Genomic DNA, 14,390 nt, shown 5'->3' on the forward strand with positions numbered 1-14,390 from the left:
TCGGCAGCTCCTACAGGGGCTATAGGTCGACTTTGTGCCGGGCGGCGTACAGGCAGAGCATTTCCATGGCCAGGGTTGCCGCCGCCAGCGATGTAACGTCTGCATGGTCGTAGGCCGGCGCGACTTCCACCACGTCCATGCCGACCAGATTAATCCCGCGCAAGCCGCCGAGGATTTCCAGCGCCTGCACCGTGCTCAGGCCGCCACAGACGGGGGTGCCGGTGCCGGGAGCGAAGGCCGGATCGAGGCAGTCGATGTCGAAGGTCAGGTACACCGGATGGTCACCGACCCGTGCGCGAATCGCCTCGACAATCGCCTCGCAGCCACGCCGATGCACCTGACGCGCATCGAGCACCTGAAAGCCTTGATGATCGTCATTGGTGGTGCGCAAGCCGATCTGTACCGAACGCGCCGGATCCACCAGCCCTTCCCTCGCGGCGTGCCAGAACATGGTGCCGTGATCGACCCGCTTGCCGTCCTCGTCCGGCCAGGTGTCGCTGTGTGCGTCGAAGTGAATCAGCGCCAGCGCGCCGTGTTTACGGGCATGGGCCTTGAGCAGCGGATAGGTGATGAAGTGGTCGCCGCCAAAGGTCAGCATCGCGCTACCGGCATCCAGAATCCGTTCGGCGTGGGCCTCGATGCTTTCCGGGATGGTATGCGGCGAGCCGTAATCGAAGTCGCAATCGCCGTAATCGATCACCGCCAGATAATCGAACGGGTCGAACGCCCACGGCCAGTGGCGTTCCCAGGCAATCCCGGTGGACGCGGCGCGGATCCCGCGTGGCCCGAAGCGCGCGCCCGGGCGGTTGCTGGTGGCGGTGTCGAACGGCACGCCGCTGACCGCCACATCGACGCCGCGCAAGTCACGGCTGTAGCGGCGACGCATGAAACTGGTAATCCCGGCGTAGGTGCTTTCGGCGGCGGTGCCGTAAAGGCTGTCGCGGGTCATCGCCTGGTCGTTGAGCATCGGCACGTCCATCGGTGTGCTCCCTTTATTATTGATGGCTACGGAAAGTGGTCCACAGGCGCGTGCGCTGGCGCAGGTCCTTGAGGTTCATGCTGCGGTCGGCGTACAGGCGCTCGCGCACCTCGGCGGGCGGGAAAATGTCCGGATCGTTGCGCACTGCCTCATCCACCAGCGGCGTCGCGGCCTGGTTGGCGGTAGCAAAAAACAGCGTGTTGGTCAGCTCGGCCACCGATTCGGGACGCAGCATGAACTCGATAAATGCCCGTGCCGCTTGCGGGTGCGGCGCGTCCTTGGGGATGGCCAGGTTGTCCTGCCAGATCAACGTGCCCTCGCGCGGAATCCGGTAGGCGACTTCGAACGGTTTATTGGCCTTGTGCGCCTGATCGGCGGCCATGCTCACGTCGCCGTTGTAGGTCAGTGCCAGGCACACGCTGCCATTGGCCAGATCACTGATCTGTCGGCCGGTGGCGACGTACAGCACCGAGGGCTGCAGCTTCTGCAACAAGGCTTCGGCGGCGGCCAGATCTGTCTTGTCGGTGCTGTACGGATCTTTGCCGAGGTAATGCAGCGCGAGGCCGATCACCTCTTGCGGCGAATCGAGCACGGCAATTCCGCAGTCCTTGAGCTTGCCGGCGTATTCGGGTTTGAACAGCAGATCGAGGCTGTTCAGCGGCACGTCCGGCAAGCGCTTTTTCACCGCCTCGACGTTCAGCCCCAGACCCAGCGTGCCCCAGGTGTAGGGCACGGCGTAGCGATTGCCGGGGTCGATTGCGGTCAGTTTCTGCAGCAGATCGGCATCGAGGTTGGCGTAACCCTTGAGGCCATCATGGGGGATTTCCTGCAAGGCGCCGGCCGCCAGTCCACGGGCCAGAACGCTGGACGACGGCACCACCACGTCATAGCCGCTGCCGCCGGTGAGCAGTTTGGTTTCCAGCACCTCCGACGTGTCGAAGGTGTCGTAGCGCACGTGGATCCCGGTTTCCTGTTCGAAGCGCTGCAGGGTTTGCGCCGGCACGTAATCGGCCCAGCTATAAAGGTTGAGGGTCTGCTCCTCGGCCTGGGCGTGCAGGGCCACGGACATCAACAGCGCGGGAAAACTCAGCTTGAACACGGGAGCCATGGCGAACACCTGACAAGAGAAAGTGGTTGCAGGATGCGCGCTCGGATACATTGGCAAAATATCAAGTTTGTTAACCTGACTTTATTCCGGAGTAATGTGATGCTCGGCCAACTTCACGATGTCGATCTGCAGTTGCTGCGTCTGTTTGTGCGGGTCGTGGAGTGCGGCGGCTTCAGTGCGGCGCAAGGTGAGTTGGGCCTGAGCCAGTCGAGCATCAGTCAGCAGATGGCCAAGCTGGAAACCCGCCTCGGCTATCGTTTGTGCAGTCGTGGCAAGGGCGGCTTCGGCGTCACGCCCAAGGGCGAGCAGTTGCTGATCGCGATTCGCACGCTGTTCGAATCCATCGAAACCTTCCGCCACCAATCCAACGGCGTCGCCGGGCGGCTGATCGGTGAGGTGCGGCTAGGCTTGTCGGAAGCGCTGGATCAATCGGTGCTATTAAAGGTGGCGGAGGCGATCCGGCGTTTTCGCGAACGCGATGAATCGGTGCGCATCGAGTTGATCAGCGCCATGCCCGGGGAAATGGAGCGCCTGCTGCTGCAACAGCGGCTGGACCTGGCCATCGGTTATTTTTCGCAGGTGCAGAGCGCATTCGATTACCGCGAACTGTTCAGCGAAACCCAGCATCTGTATTGCGCCCAGGGGCATCCGCTGTTCACGGTCGAGGCGCCGGATGATGCGCAGTTGCAGGCCTGCGACCGGGTCGATCACCCGTACCGGGTCCTGCGCGCCGGTGAGCCGCTGCCGGAGCGGCGCTTTTCTGCGCGTTCGGAGCAGGTCGAGGGCACGCTGGCTTTCATTCTTTCCGGCAAGCACATCGATTATCTGCCGAATCACTATGCACGGGGCTGGGAGGACAAAGGCCTGCTGCGCGCATTGCGCCCCGGCGAATTGAGTTTCGAAGTGGCGTTTCATCTGGCTCGGCATCGGGCGCAGGTGCCGGGGGATGCGCAGAAAGCGTTCGAGGAGGATTTGCTCGCAGCGTTTGTTTGAAGAACAAAAGATCGCAGCCTGCGGCAGCTCCTACAGGTGACTGGTGTAGGAGCTGCCGCAGGCTGCGATCTTTTGACTTTGCCTGTAAATCCTGACCTTTCAGGCAATTTTTGTTCGTTGCCCTCGCCGCCCGCTTCCGGCATCCTGCGCCTCCATTTTCTGACCCGGCCTCGCCTCGCGGCGCGCAAAACACCATGACCGCCTCTGAAAAAGTCCCGCGCAACAACGATCTGATCTACGGCCTCAACGACCGTCCGCACCTGACCGCCACGGTATTTGCCGCGCTGCAACATGTGCTGGCCAGCTTCGTCGGCATCATCACCCCGACCCTGATCATGGGCGGCGCCTTGGGTCTGCAGAGCGAAATTCCATACCTGATCAGCATGGCGCTGTTTGTCTCCGGCCTCGGCACCTTCGTCCAGGCGCGGCGTTTCGGCCCGGTCGGTTCCGGTCTGCTGTGTCTGCAAGGCACCAGTTTTTCCTTTATCAGCGTAATCCTCAGCGCCGGGTTCATGGTCAAGGCCCGGGGCGGCGGCACCGATGAAATTCTCTCGACGATCTTCGGCGTGTGCTTTTTCGCCGCGTTCATCGAAGTGGTGCTGAGCCAGTTCATCGGCAAACTGCGCATGCTGATCACCCCGGTGGTCACCGGCACCATCATCACCTTGATGGGCCTGTCGCTGATCAAAGTGGCGATGACCGACATCGCCGGCGGCTTCGGCGCTGCCGATCTGGGTGCGTCCAGCCATGTATTCCTGGCGGCGCTGGTGCTGGGCACCATCGTGGTACTGAATCGCGTTGATGTGCCGTTTCTGCGTCTGGGCGCCATCGTGATCGGCCTGACCCTTGGCTATGTGGTCGCGTGGCTGATGGGCACCGTGGATTTCGCCACTCTGCCCGAGGTGCCGCTGGTCAGTGTGCCGGTGCCGTTCAAGTACGGGTTCAACTTCGACTGGATAGCGTTTGTGCCGGTGGCGGTGATTTTCCTGGTGTCTCCGCTGGAAGCGGCCGGCGACCTGACCGCCAACTCGATGATCTCGCGGCAACCGGTGAAAGGCCCGCTGTACATCCGCCGGATCAAATCCGGCTTGCTCGCCGACGGTCTCAATTCGGCCATGGCCGCGGTGTTCAACAGCATGCCGATGGTGACCTTTGCGCAGAACAACGGGGTGATCCAGTTGACCGGCGTTGCCAGCCGCTACGTGGCGTTCTTCATCGCCGGCCTGCTGGTGCTGCTGGGGCTGTTCCCGATGATCGGCGCGGTGCTGCAGCTGATGCCAAAACCGGTGCTCGGCGGTGCCGAACTTGTAATGTTCGGTACCGTGGCCGTGGCCGGGATCAAGATCCTCGCCGAGGCCGGCCTGCATCGGCGCAACATGCTGATCGTGGCGATTTCCGTCGGCATGGGCCTGGGCATCGCCGCCGTGCCGGAAGTACTGCGCGAATTGCCGCAGGCGCTGCGCAACATTTTCGAATCGCCGATCACCGTCGGGGCGTTGTGCGCTATCGTGCTGAATATCTTCCTGCCGGAAGAGTTCATCGAGCTGGAAGAGGACGATTTCGATCCTGAAGCGTCGATTCTGCAAGTCATGGAAAACCCCGATCTGCCGGGCAAAGCTGAACCTGCATCGGCAGCGGCGGTCGCACAGTTGAACCGCTGACGCTGCGCCTTGAACAAAAGGGCTGAGCCGGCAACGGTTCAGCCCTTTTCGTTGAGAGACTGTTTATGCGCCGCGTCCACGCCGTCATCCTGTCCTTGCTGCTGTTGTCCCTGAGCGCCTGCGCGCTGTTCCCCAACCGCGACCCGGTGAACATCAATGTAGTCGGCCTCGAACCGTTGCCGAGCCAGGACCTGGAAGTGCGCTTCGCCATCAAGTTGCGGGTACAGAACCCCAATGAAACCGCCATCGAATACAACGGCATCGCCCTCGATCTGGAGGTCAATGGCCGGCCCCTGGCCTCGGGCGTCAGCGATCAGGTCGGCTCGATTGCGCGCTTCTCGGAAACCGTGGTCAGCGTGCCAGTCAGCGTTTCCGCGTTCGCGGTGCTGCGCCAGACCCTCGGCCTGAGCCAGACGCAAACCCTCGACAACCTGCCTTACGTACTGCGCGGCAAACTGGCAGGCGGCGTGTTCGGCACCATGCGTTTTGTCGACAGTGGCAAGCTCAGTTTGCCGAAAGGCACTGCGGCGACGTGGTAAGAAACGAGGTATCGAAACGGTCCACAAAACCCAGTGGGAGCTGGCTTGCCAGCGATGGCGTCGAATCAGCCGATATCACGGTTGCTGATACACCGCTATCGCTGGCAAGCCAGCTCCCACAGGTTATGTGTATGTCCGAAGCTACGCGGTAAACCGCACCCCCGGCTTCGCCCGCTCATCCACACTCAACTCGAACACATCCGGCCGCGCATAATGGCCGACCACGTCGTAGTCATAGCGTGCCCGCACCAGATCGTCGGTATCGATTTCTGCAGTGAGCAACCCCGCCTCACCGCGTAGCGGCCCGGCCAGCACATCGCCCATCGGCCCGACAATCACGCTGCCGCCGGCAATCAACGGGCGATCCGCCGGCCAGTTGGCGATGTCCACGCCCAGCGCCTGCGGCGAGTCCTGCACCTGACAGGCGCTGACCACAAAGCAGCGACCCTCGTGGGCAATGTGGCGCATGCTGACCTGCCACATCTCGCGCTCGTCCACCGTCGGCGCGCACCAGACTTCAACGCCCTTGGCATACATCGCGGTGCGCAGCAGCGGCATCATGTTTTCCCAGCAGACCACCGCGCCGAGCTTGCCGACCTGGGTGTCGAGCACCGGCAGCGTCGAGCCGTCGCCCTTGCCCCAGATCAGCCGTTCGGTGCCGGTCGGCATCAGCTTGCGATGCTTGGCCACCAGCCCCGCTTGCGGATCGAAATACAGCGCCGTGCAATACAGCGTGCTGCCCGAGCGCTCGATCACGCCGATCACCAGATTGGCCCCGGTGCGCGCCGACAACCCGGCCAGCGCCTCGGTTTCAGCGCCCGGGACGTCGATAGCATTGGCGAAATAACGGGCGTAGGCCTCACGGCCCTCGGGCAAGCGATAGCCCAACTGCGTGCCAAAGCCTTCGCCCTTCGGGTAGCCGCCGAGCAGCGCTTCGGGCATCACCACCAGCGCTGCGCCGGACTCACTGATCGCTTCTTCCCAACGCAGAATCTGCTCCAGGGTCTCACCTTTGCCACCGGGCAAGGCGCCGATCTGCAGGGCCGCCACAATTGATTTGGGCATTGCATACACTCCATCAGGTTCAAGTGTTGCCGATTCTGCGGTGGCGCGGGATCATGAATAAAGACCGAATCACTGCTGAATGATATGAACCAGATGAATATCGCCACGATTGATCTCAACCTGCTGAAAGTCTTCGAAGCCCTGCACGAAGAGTCCAGCGCCAGCCGCGCTGCGTTGCGGCTTGGCGTCACCCAATCGGCGGTCAGTGCCGCACTGCGGCGCTTGCGCGAGGTGTATGGCGATCAGTTGTTTGTGCGCACCGGGCGCGGTCTGGCACCGACGCTCAAGGCCGACCAGCTCAAACCGGTGGTCAGCGAGGCGCTGAACAAGTGCCGGCAAAGTCTGGCGATGGTCGATCCGCAGGCGCAGCACTACGACGGACGTTCGGTGACGGTGGGCCTGTCGGATGACTTCGAAATCGCCTACGGTCGGCGCCTGATCGAAGAAATTGCCCGCCACGCACCGAAGCTGCGGCTGATCTTTCGCCAGACCCACAGCCAGATCGTTGCCGGTGCGTTGATGGAGCGCAGCATCGATCTGGCGATCACTGCCGGCGGGTTTGCTGAACGCTTGCTCAGTCGTCAGGTGCTGGGCGAAGGCGATTATGCGTGTCTGGTCGATCCGCGCAGCCTGGCCGCCGGGCAACAGTCGATCGAGTTGCAGGAGTTTGTCGCCCGCGAACACATTCTGGTGTCGTCGGGAGGTTTCATCGGCATCACCGATGAAGGCCTCGCGGCGCTGGGCCTGAACCGCCGGGTCTGCGCCTCGACCACGCATTTCGCGGCGTTGCCGCACCTGCTCAAAGGCAGCGACGCCGTGGCCACCATCCCGACACATGCCGCCGAGGCCATTGCCGCCCTCAGCGGACTGGTACTGCTGCCCTGCCCGCTGGCGTTGCCACGCTACCCGATCGAACTGGGCTGGCGCACCAGCACGCAGACCGATCCGCTGCTGATCAAGGTGCGCGAAGCGATCACCGCCGCGTTCAACACGCCGTAAGCGCGTTTACTTGTTGGCCGCCATCAGCCGGTTGACTTCACTGCGCACCATGTTGGCGAATTCCGGCGGCGACATGCCATCCAGTTCCGAGCGCACCCACTCGGCCCATTTGCCCTTGCGCTTGGAGCGTTCGCCGAATAACCGGGCGGCTTCGCCTTTGGCTTTGCCCAGATTGTTCTGCCAGAGTTCGAACAGACGGGATTTCTCGTCTTCCAGCGCCGCGCGCTCGGCGAGGGATTTGTCGGCCAGATTGAAACTCATGGGGAAATACCTGCTGCGTAAAATGGCGACATCTTACACGTTCGGCGGAAATCTCCCGCGCAGGTTTTGCGTTCGCACCTAAAATCAGTGCAACTTTTCGGACAGCGCCGCACTCCATTGATCACTGTCCATTCACTAGCAAGGAGTCACTTAATGGCCCGTAAATCCAACGTGCAAGCCGCCGCCGACCAAATCAAGGATCAAGCCTTCAGCGAGCTGCAGCAACTGATCGAAGAGTCCGACAAACTGCTCAAGAACAGCGCCTCGCTGGTCGGCGAGGAAGCGGAAACCCTGCGCGGGCAAGTCGCGCAGAAGCTGCAACAGGCACTGGATTCGGTGTCCAGCGTGCGCGAACGCACCAAACCGGCGGTCGAAGCCACTGAAACCTACATTGGCGGCCACCCGTGGCAGACCGTGGCGATCTCGGCCGGTTTTGGTCTGGTGGTGGGCTTGTTGCTCGGTCGTCGCTAAACCCGATGCAATAAAAAGGCGAGCCCACGGGGCTTAATGCTGTTCACTTAACAGAACCTTGTGGCGAGGGGATTTATCCCCGATCGGCTGCGAAGCAGTCGTCGCTCTTGACGATTTTAGGGCCGCTTCGCAGCCCATCGGGGATAAATCCCCTCGCCACAGAGTTAAGTAAACAGCATTAAGCCTACAGGCTCGCCTTTTTATCGCCTGAAAAAACTCAGCCGGCGGCGAGTTCGCGCAACTGCCCCAACGTCTGTTCGTCAAGAACGATGCCCTCGGCCAACGACTTTTCGCGCTGCCAATGGCGACGGTCACCCGGCAGACGCTTGAGTCCGACACCGTGCATCTGCCGCACCAGCTCCTGGCTGCGTTCGGCAAAGCTCTGCCCGGCGGCCTTGCCCGGATCGATGACGATCAGCAACTGCCCGGTCCACGGCGTCTTGGCGCCAGGATGATTCGACCAGTCGAACTCAAAGGAAAAATTGCCCCCGGTCAGCGCCGCCGCCAGCAGCTCGACCATCATCGATAGCGCCGAACCTTTGTGCCCGCCAAACGGCAGCAACGCTCCGCCCTCAAGAATGGCTTTCGGGTCCTGGGTCGCCTGACCAAGGCTGTCCACGCCCATACCAGCGGGCAGGCGCTCGCCCTTGCGCGCGGCAATCTGTACGTCGCCATGGGCAATCGCGCTGGTGGCCAAGTCGAAGACAATGGGCGCGCCGCCAGCCCGTGGCGCGGCAAAGGCAATCGGGTTGGTGCCAAACAGTGGTCGGTCGGCGCCATGCGGCACCACGCAGGTCATGCTGTTGACCACGCTCAACGCCACCAGCCCTTCTTCGGCGAACGGTTCGACGTCCGGCCACAGCGCGGCGAAGTGATGGGAATTACGAATCGCCAGCACGGCAATCCCGGCGTTGCGCGCCTTTTCCACCAACAGCGGCCTTGCTGCAGCCAGCGCGGGCTGGGCAAAACCATTGCCGGCGTCAACCCGCACAAAACCCGGCGCAACGTCCTCGACCTGGGGCACGGCCTGGCCGTTGACCCAGCCGCTTTTGAGCGTCGAGACATAACCGGGGATGCGGAACACGCCATGGCTGTGCGCACCGTCACGCTCGGCACCGGCGCAATTGGCCGCCAGTGAACGCGCGACCTCGGCGGAGGTGCCATGGCGCAGGAAAATCGTTTCAAGCAATTGCGTCAACGCCTCGAGTGACAGCGAAGGCAAGGCAGCAGAAGACACAGCATCGTGTGGCGCAGACATCTGAAGCTCCAGAGTGATTATTGGAGGGAACAACAGCGTTTGAACGGCTTGCCTGTCGATTAACCACGTCAGGCCGGGGGGCTGTCAACCGTTCGGGTGATCGGTCCTCAACATACGGCACATTTCGCTGATTTGTGTGCGGTAACTATGTACCACCGTCGCCCGTCCAGGGGTTTCTAGTCTGTGCTTTCTTTCTGATAGAGACCCGACAATGTCTGCGCCCGTTACCCCACTGCTGTTCCCGCAGGTCCTGAATGCTCCCGGAATGTGGAGATCGCTGGGTCAGTCCCACGGCCTGTCGATCAAGGATTTCGACTGGTTGGCCCATGTGCAGCTGGCGACCGATTCACTGCGGCGCGAGCAGACGCCACCGATGCTGGCCCATCGCGTGCGGCTGCACAGCGAAGGCGCGCCGCCGATGATTCTGGCCGGGTGCTTCATCCTCAGCAGCACCCCGGAAGACCGGGCTTTCCTGCTGTACAGCCCTTTCGACGGACTGCGCAAGTTCGCCACCCTCGCAGGCCTGACCCGTCACCTTGAGCAGCACCTGAACACGGCAGATGAAGATGATCGCTTGCTGGCCTTGCTTGCCATCGTGCCACGCAAGTTGCTGGTGGAGAAACGCGGCATCAGCGTGAGCTTCGAGCTGATCGAAGGTGACGTATTCGACGATCAGAAAGCCGCCATCGAGCACTGCCGGCAAATCAACGCCCAAGGCATGATCGAGGAGTTACTGCGCCTACCCGAACTCGACAGATTGCTCGAAGACATCCTCAAGGATCAGCTCTCCACCACCATGCCCGGGGTCGATCAAAGTCAAACCCGGGTCAGTTTTTACGCGGCTGCGTCCTCAGGCCATGAACCGGCGCAAACCCGTGGCACCGGACGCTTGCTCGATACCCTGCCCCTCGGCCTTGCCGTGCTCTTGCACTATCGCCATTCGGGCTGGCCGGGCGTGCAGACGCCGGTCTACTCTCACCCGCACAAACCAGTGTTGGCCGCAGACCATGAACATTGGGAGGCGGCAGTCAGCAGCGTCTGCGGAAAACTGCCCGCGCTGCTGTCCCGGCGTCTGCAGGCTTACTGGAGCGCCCCTTCAGCGGACGGCAATGCACGAAAGGATTTTTTCACCCGGATGCTGCGCGAACAGGCCCGGGCGGACATCCTGCTCAAGCGCGAGGGCGAAGTCATTGATACCGACAAATGCGACAACCTCATGGCCTGGATCGAGCCGCACAGTGTGTCCGGTCGACGCGGCACGCTGGAGTCGGTGCAGCTTTGGGAATACCAGCCCAACCATGTGGAGCTGGCTGGTTCACTGATGCTCCTGCACACCGATGCCTGCCTGTACACACCGACCCACGGCTTGCAGGTGTTCAGGGATTACAAGGATCTTAAAAATACCCTGCTGAGCAGATTCAAGGCCACCGGCCATGACGATGAGCTCTATGGCCTGTTGAGCCTTGAAGAGCGCCAGCGCTCCATCGGATTCGAGCAGCCGGTGGTCTCGGGCGAAGTCATCGGCGGCGACGTTTTCAAGGTACTGCTCGAAGCCATCATCACCAAGCAACGCAAGAACATCGAGTATGTTCTGCAGGTGTTTCGCCATAGCGATGGCGCCGTCGACTTAGCGGCACTGTTCGACAAGGCGCTGGATATTCGCTCCATGCTCCACGAACGACTGCTCCCGCTCGATACGGGAGGACGCTGGAGCACACGCCTGGCAATCACCGGCAGCCAGTTGCCTTCGATGCTGCTGGCGGATGTCGCTGCCGCGCAGATAAAAGTCTTCAGCAGCGTTCTGCCGATGATCAGCGCAGAATTCTCGGCCCAGCCGCTGACCACTCTGGCGCAACAACGCGCGCACCTGCAGGGCCTGGAGAGCAGACTGGCGCATTCGTTGTTTGTCGGTGTTACCGGCGAGGCCCGGCTGCGCGTGCTCAATGGCAGTCAGCGGCGTCCCGAGCAAGCGATCGTCGACACCGTCTTCAACGCCGACCGACCAGAACGTCAGCACCGCAATGGACTCAACGGCTTTCGCCCGGATGCGTGGGCCCTCAGCGTGCAAACCACCGGGCTTGCAGATCCATTACCTCTGGCCAATTGCGTATTGCTGACTGAACGCGGCGGGCTGGACGCACAGCATTCGGGACGCGCGGTGTTGTGGACGCCGGCCATGGGCCTGGAAATATTCACGTCCATCGACAACGCCCGGAAGGCGTTGAACCAGCGCTTGCGCGATCCGGTAAAGCGTCTGGTGCTGCTGGAAAATCTCTCGCCGCTGATCGACGGCTTTCATCGGCGCTACACGCTGGGTCCGCTGCGTCTGATCACCGACAGCGTGATGCGCAACCGCATGCAATCGGCCATCGAGCAATTTCTGCAACGCTGCGAACGGGTGCGCAGCCTGAAGCTGTCCGCCAGCAGACAAGAGCAAGCCCTCGAACACCTGCGCAAGCAGATGCTCGAGGTCAATCTGAATAGGGCAACCGCCCTTGCCCGCGCGCTCAACCGTCAACAGACGCTGCCCACCTGGCTGGGCATGGCGCCGCTTGATGAGCAGCAATTACACCTGGAGTTGCTTGAGCAGTGGCGCCACAACGTGGTCGATGGCAAAGACTATCTGCATGGCTTGCCGACCTTGCGCGATTATATCCAGCGCGCTTTCAAGACACTGCTGAGCAGCCGCTACCAGGCAACGGAACTCGACCCGCAACACATCCAGATCTGTCCCGTTCTGGCGCTGGCCGGCCCGCCGGTTAGCCTGGTCGATTTTGCCCTGAACCACGCCCACCTCGCCGGGCAGATCCGCTTCACGGTGGCCTCGAACGGCGCGCAGCCATTGCCAGCCGGGTTCGATCAGCAAGCCGTGCGAAGTCTGCTGCAGTCTGTGGATCTGCCAGGGTTTACTGACACCCTGAGCACGGCCCTCAGTGGTGATGACGCCGATGCGGCCCTGCGCAAGCGTCGATTCCTTCGCGCCTTGCCCTGGCAACTGCTGCAGCATGCCCACCAGTTGAAACTGCAACAACGGCTATCCGCCACCGCTTTCGATTTATTGATTCAAGTGCTGGACATGCCCGACGCGCTTGCCCGCAAGACAGTGCCAGGCGCCAATGCCATGATCCGCCCGGTGCAGTTGATCAAGACGGCAGGCGCAGCCGCGATCAACGCGCTGGGCCTGTACCTGATCGGCCCGGCGTCCGGTGAAACCGGGCCGCAGGTGTTGTATTCGCCGTATCATGGCGAGCGAGTCTTCCGCGAGTTCGACAACGATGCTGCTGTGATCGCGGCCTTCAACCGTCCAGGCGCGCTGCAAGACCTGCTGCTGCGCCGCTTGCCGGACGATCAACAAGCGATCTTTGCCGGTTTGTCCAAGGCCAGCGTTGGCCTGACCAGCGAAATCAGCTTGGCGCTGCCGCCCATCGCTGGCAATGCACTGGAACATTTTTTCAAGGACAACCTGGCACTGCTGCCGCGCCTGCTGCACGGCTACGCGCTCTCTGCGGCGCAGGAAGACTGGGAAGCTGCAAAAAACCTGTTCAATTCAAGCATCAAACCGATATCGGGACTGTTGCCGGGCAAAGTCGCCTATGTGCAGTTTCTCTGGCACAGCTACAAGGACTTTCTCGCCTCCGCCGAAGCGCTGCAGGATCATCACTGGAGCCGCGCACTGGGCGCGTTCATTGCCGGCTGTGCCGAGATGGTTTCGCTCGGGCGCTTGTCACTGGAGTCGACGTTGTCATCCGAGGACGTCACGCCGGAGCCAACAGCGACCACGACATCGCTCAGCGTCCGCCACTGGAAGCAGATCCGGACGACGAGCCCGGACCGCACCACCTTGCAGTCATTCGAAGCGTCGTCGATTGCCTTGAAAGACCTGAAACCGAATCCGGCCGACGGTACCTATCAGGATCTGGCCAGCAAAACCCGCTACGCCGCAATTGCCGGCAAAGTCTATCCGGTAGAAAAGCCCGGAGCAGTCTGGCGCATCAAGGGTATCGACCAACCCGGACCGGTGTTGCAGCACACCGCGACGCGGCAACTGGTGCTGGATCCGGACCGGCACACTGTGCACTTCGGCAAGGCACTGTCGAAAATGTATGAGCGCTACGCCAATGGACGGGAAACCCGACAAGTGCTGAATATCGAGGCTCAAGGCATGGCCGAGATCCGCGCCAGGCACCCGGAAAAGGCCCGGCTGCTGACACAGGCGATCGATCTGGCTCGCTACTATGCGTTCAACAGTTTGCACAACCTGACCCAGTTGCGGCAGCCCGCCATTGGCTCCCGGCTGGACGTTTTCCTCAGAGGTTTTTTCGATGTGCCGCGCGTGGACGCTGCCGTGCTCGAAAAAATCAGACAGGCCATCGTGCCGATCTGCAATGCCCTGGTGGACCCGACTGAAGACCTGATGAACACCGAACGTTTTGTCGTTGGCTCAAACAAATACAGCCAATCCAAATTGATTGCCTTCGTGCTGGACAACGACTCGAGCCGCAAAGTGCACTTCACCGAGAAGTTCTTCAACCAGGGGCTCGACTGGTACCACGACGGCCTGACTCAACCGTTCAATGTGCATGGCCATGCCCAGGCTGCCACCCTGATTCACGAATTTGCCCACCAGATTACTCACGCCGTGGACATTGCCTCGCTGGAAGCGCGGCGGCCGTTTACCGATCTGATTTCGACGATCACCGGCTACGGTGCAGCGCTGAAAGTCAGCCAAACGCGTTTTCAGCGTGAAGCCCTCTCACTGGCCACGCCTCACGAAGAGCTGTTTTCCGTTTGGAGCCGTGAACTAGGCGATTGGGCCAGTATGGATTCGATTCCAGGGATGTCTCATATCGGCAAGGAAATCATCAAGGCGACGGGGCGCCCGACCCTGGAAGAGGCACGGAGCGCGTTTCTCGATCCACAGAATACTGGCGCCCGGATCAACACGATCCTGCGCAACGCTGACTCGATTGCCTTCCTGATCTGTGAAATGGGCCGGCAACTTGACCCGGTCGCGCAATCGGTCGAGGTGAGTTCCTGAACGGCAAAAAAAACGCAG

Annotated in this window: 11 protein-coding genes; 6 read left to right on the forward strand and 5 right to left on the reverse strand. The window is 61.6% G+C overall.

What is annotated here, in order from left to right; genetic code table 11:
* Window positions 1-19 precede the first annotated feature (19 nt).
* The gene (gene speB / locus ACXR0M_RS26035) at window positions 20-979 is read right to left on the reverse strand and encodes an agmatinase (protein ID WP_458834485.1); all 960 of its coding nucleotides are present in this window, start codon (window positions 977-979) and stop codon (window positions 20-22) included.
* Between the two features lie 16 nt (window positions 980-995).
* A complete protein-coding gene (locus tag ACXR0M_RS26040; protein ID WP_458834486.1) occupies window positions 996-2,087 on the reverse strand; it encodes a polyamine ABC transporter substrate-binding protein in 1,092 nt (363 codons plus the stop codon).
* Between the two features lie 99 nt (window positions 2,088-2,186).
* Between ACXR0M_RS26040 and ACXR0M_RS26045 the strand changes: the two genes are divergently transcribed.
* From ACXR0M_RS26045 to ACXR0M_RS26055, 3 genes are all read left to right on the forward strand, one after another.
* Window positions 2,187-3,080, forward strand: a complete 894-nt coding sequence (locus ACXR0M_RS26045) for a LysR family transcriptional regulator (RefSeq protein ID WP_458834487.1) — start codon at window positions 2,187-2,189, stop codon at window positions 3,078-3,080.
* A gap of 194 nt (window positions 3,081-3,274) precedes the next feature.
* Window positions 3,275-4,741 (forward strand): nucleobase:cation symporter-2 family protein, encoded by a 1,467-nt coding sequence (locus tag ACXR0M_RS26050; RefSeq protein WP_458834488.1) that lies wholly within the window; start codon window positions 3,275-3,277, stop codon window positions 4,739-4,741.
* Between the two features lie 65 nt (window positions 4,742-4,806).
* Entirely contained in the window at window positions 4,807-5,280 is a 474-nt protein-coding gene (locus ACXR0M_RS26055; protein WP_458834489.1) for an LEA/WHy family protein, read from the forward strand.
* Between the two features lie 141 nt (window positions 5,281-5,421).
* Here the strand turns inward: ACXR0M_RS26055 and ACXR0M_RS26060 are convergent, their stop codons facing one another.
* Window positions 5,422-6,345, reverse strand: coding sequence for a carbon-nitrogen hydrolase family protein (locus ACXR0M_RS26060; RefSeq protein ID WP_458834490.1), 924 nt, complete (start codon window positions 6,343-6,345; stop codon window positions 5,422-5,424).
* 84 nt (window positions 6,346-6,429) lie between these two features.
* Here ACXR0M_RS26060 and ACXR0M_RS26065 point away from each other — a divergent pair, with 84 nt between their 5' ends.
* Complete coding sequence (locus ACXR0M_RS26065) at window positions 6,430-7,344, forward strand: LysR family transcriptional regulator (protein WP_458834491.1); 915 nt, start codon at window positions 6,430-6,432, stop codon at window positions 7,342-7,344.
* Between the two features lie 6 nt (window positions 7,345-7,350).
* On the opposite strand, the gene ACXR0M_RS26070 is transcribed toward ACXR0M_RS26065, so the two are convergent.
* Complete coding sequence (locus ACXR0M_RS26070) at window positions 7,351-7,605, reverse strand: hypothetical protein (protein WP_458834492.1); 255 nt, start codon at window positions 7,603-7,605, stop codon at window positions 7,351-7,353.
* Between the two features lie 153 nt (window positions 7,606-7,758).
* Here ACXR0M_RS26070 and ACXR0M_RS26075 point away from each other — a divergent pair, with 153 nt between their 5' ends.
* Window positions 7,759-8,076, forward strand: coding sequence for a DUF883 family protein (locus ACXR0M_RS26075; RefSeq protein WP_458834493.1), 318 nt, complete (start codon window positions 7,759-7,761; stop codon window positions 8,074-8,076).
* A 217-nt stretch (window positions 8,077-8,293) separates the two neighbouring features.
* On the opposite strand, the gene ACXR0M_RS26080 is transcribed toward ACXR0M_RS26075, so the two are convergent.
* Window positions 8,294-9,334, reverse strand: coding sequence for an Ldh family oxidoreductase (locus ACXR0M_RS26080; RefSeq protein ID WP_458834494.1), 1,041 nt, complete (start codon window positions 9,332-9,334; stop codon window positions 8,294-8,296).
* Between the two features lie 211 nt (window positions 9,335-9,545).
* On the opposite strand from ACXR0M_RS26080, the gene ACXR0M_RS26085 reads away from it, so the two are divergent.
* The gene (locus tag ACXR0M_RS26085) at window positions 9,546-14,372 is read left to right on the forward strand and encodes a dermonecrotic toxin domain-containing protein (protein ID WP_458834495.1); all 4,827 of its coding nucleotides are present in this window, start codon (window positions 9,546-9,548) and stop codon (window positions 14,370-14,372) included.
* Window positions 14,373-14,390: the final 18 nt, after the last annotated feature.

It is taken from the genome of Pseudomonas sp. Eth.TT006, assembly GCF_054456575.1.

Bases quoted from the DNA above. Each gene is read 5' to 3' on its own strand.
- speB (WP_458834485.1), bottom strand. From the start codon at position 979: ATGGACGTGCCGATGCTCAACGACCAGGCGATGACCCGCGACAGCCTT.
- ACXR0M_RS26040 (WP_458834486.1), bottom strand. From the start codon at position 2,087: ATGGCTCCCGTGTTCAAGCTGAGTTTTCCCGCGCTGTTGATGTCCGTG.
- ACXR0M_RS26045 (WP_458834487.1), top strand. From the start codon at position 2,187: ATGCTCGGCCAACTTCACGATGTCGATCTGCAGTTGCTGCGTCTGTTT.
- ACXR0M_RS26050 (WP_458834488.1), top strand. From the start codon at position 3,275: ATGACCGCCTCTGAAAAAGTCCCGCGCAACAACGATCTGATCTACGGC.
- ACXR0M_RS26055 (WP_458834489.1), top strand. From the start codon at position 4,807: ATGCGCCGCGTCCACGCCGTCATCCTGTCCTTGCTGCTGTTGTCCCTG.
- ACXR0M_RS26060 (WP_458834490.1), bottom strand. From the start codon at position 6,345: ATGCCCAAATCAATTGTGGCGGCCCTGCAGATCGGCGCCTTGCCCGGT.
- ACXR0M_RS26065 (WP_458834491.1), top strand. From the start codon at position 6,430: ATGAACCAGATGAATATCGCCACGATTGATCTCAACCTGCTGAAAGTC.
- ACXR0M_RS26070 (WP_458834492.1), bottom strand. From the start codon at position 7,605: ATGAGTTTCAATCTGGCCGACAAATCCCTCGCCGAGCGCGCGGCGCTG.
- ACXR0M_RS26075 (WP_458834493.1), top strand. From the start codon at position 7,759: ATGGCCCGTAAATCCAACGTGCAAGCCGCCGCCGACCAAATCAAGGAT.
- ACXR0M_RS26080 (WP_458834494.1), bottom strand. From the start codon at position 9,334: ATGTCTGCGCCACACGATGCTGTGTCTTCTGCTGCCTTGCCTTCGCTG.
- ACXR0M_RS26085 (WP_458834495.1), top strand. From the start codon at position 9,546: ATGTCTGCGCCCGTTACCCCACTGCTGTTCCCGCAGGTCCTGAATGCT.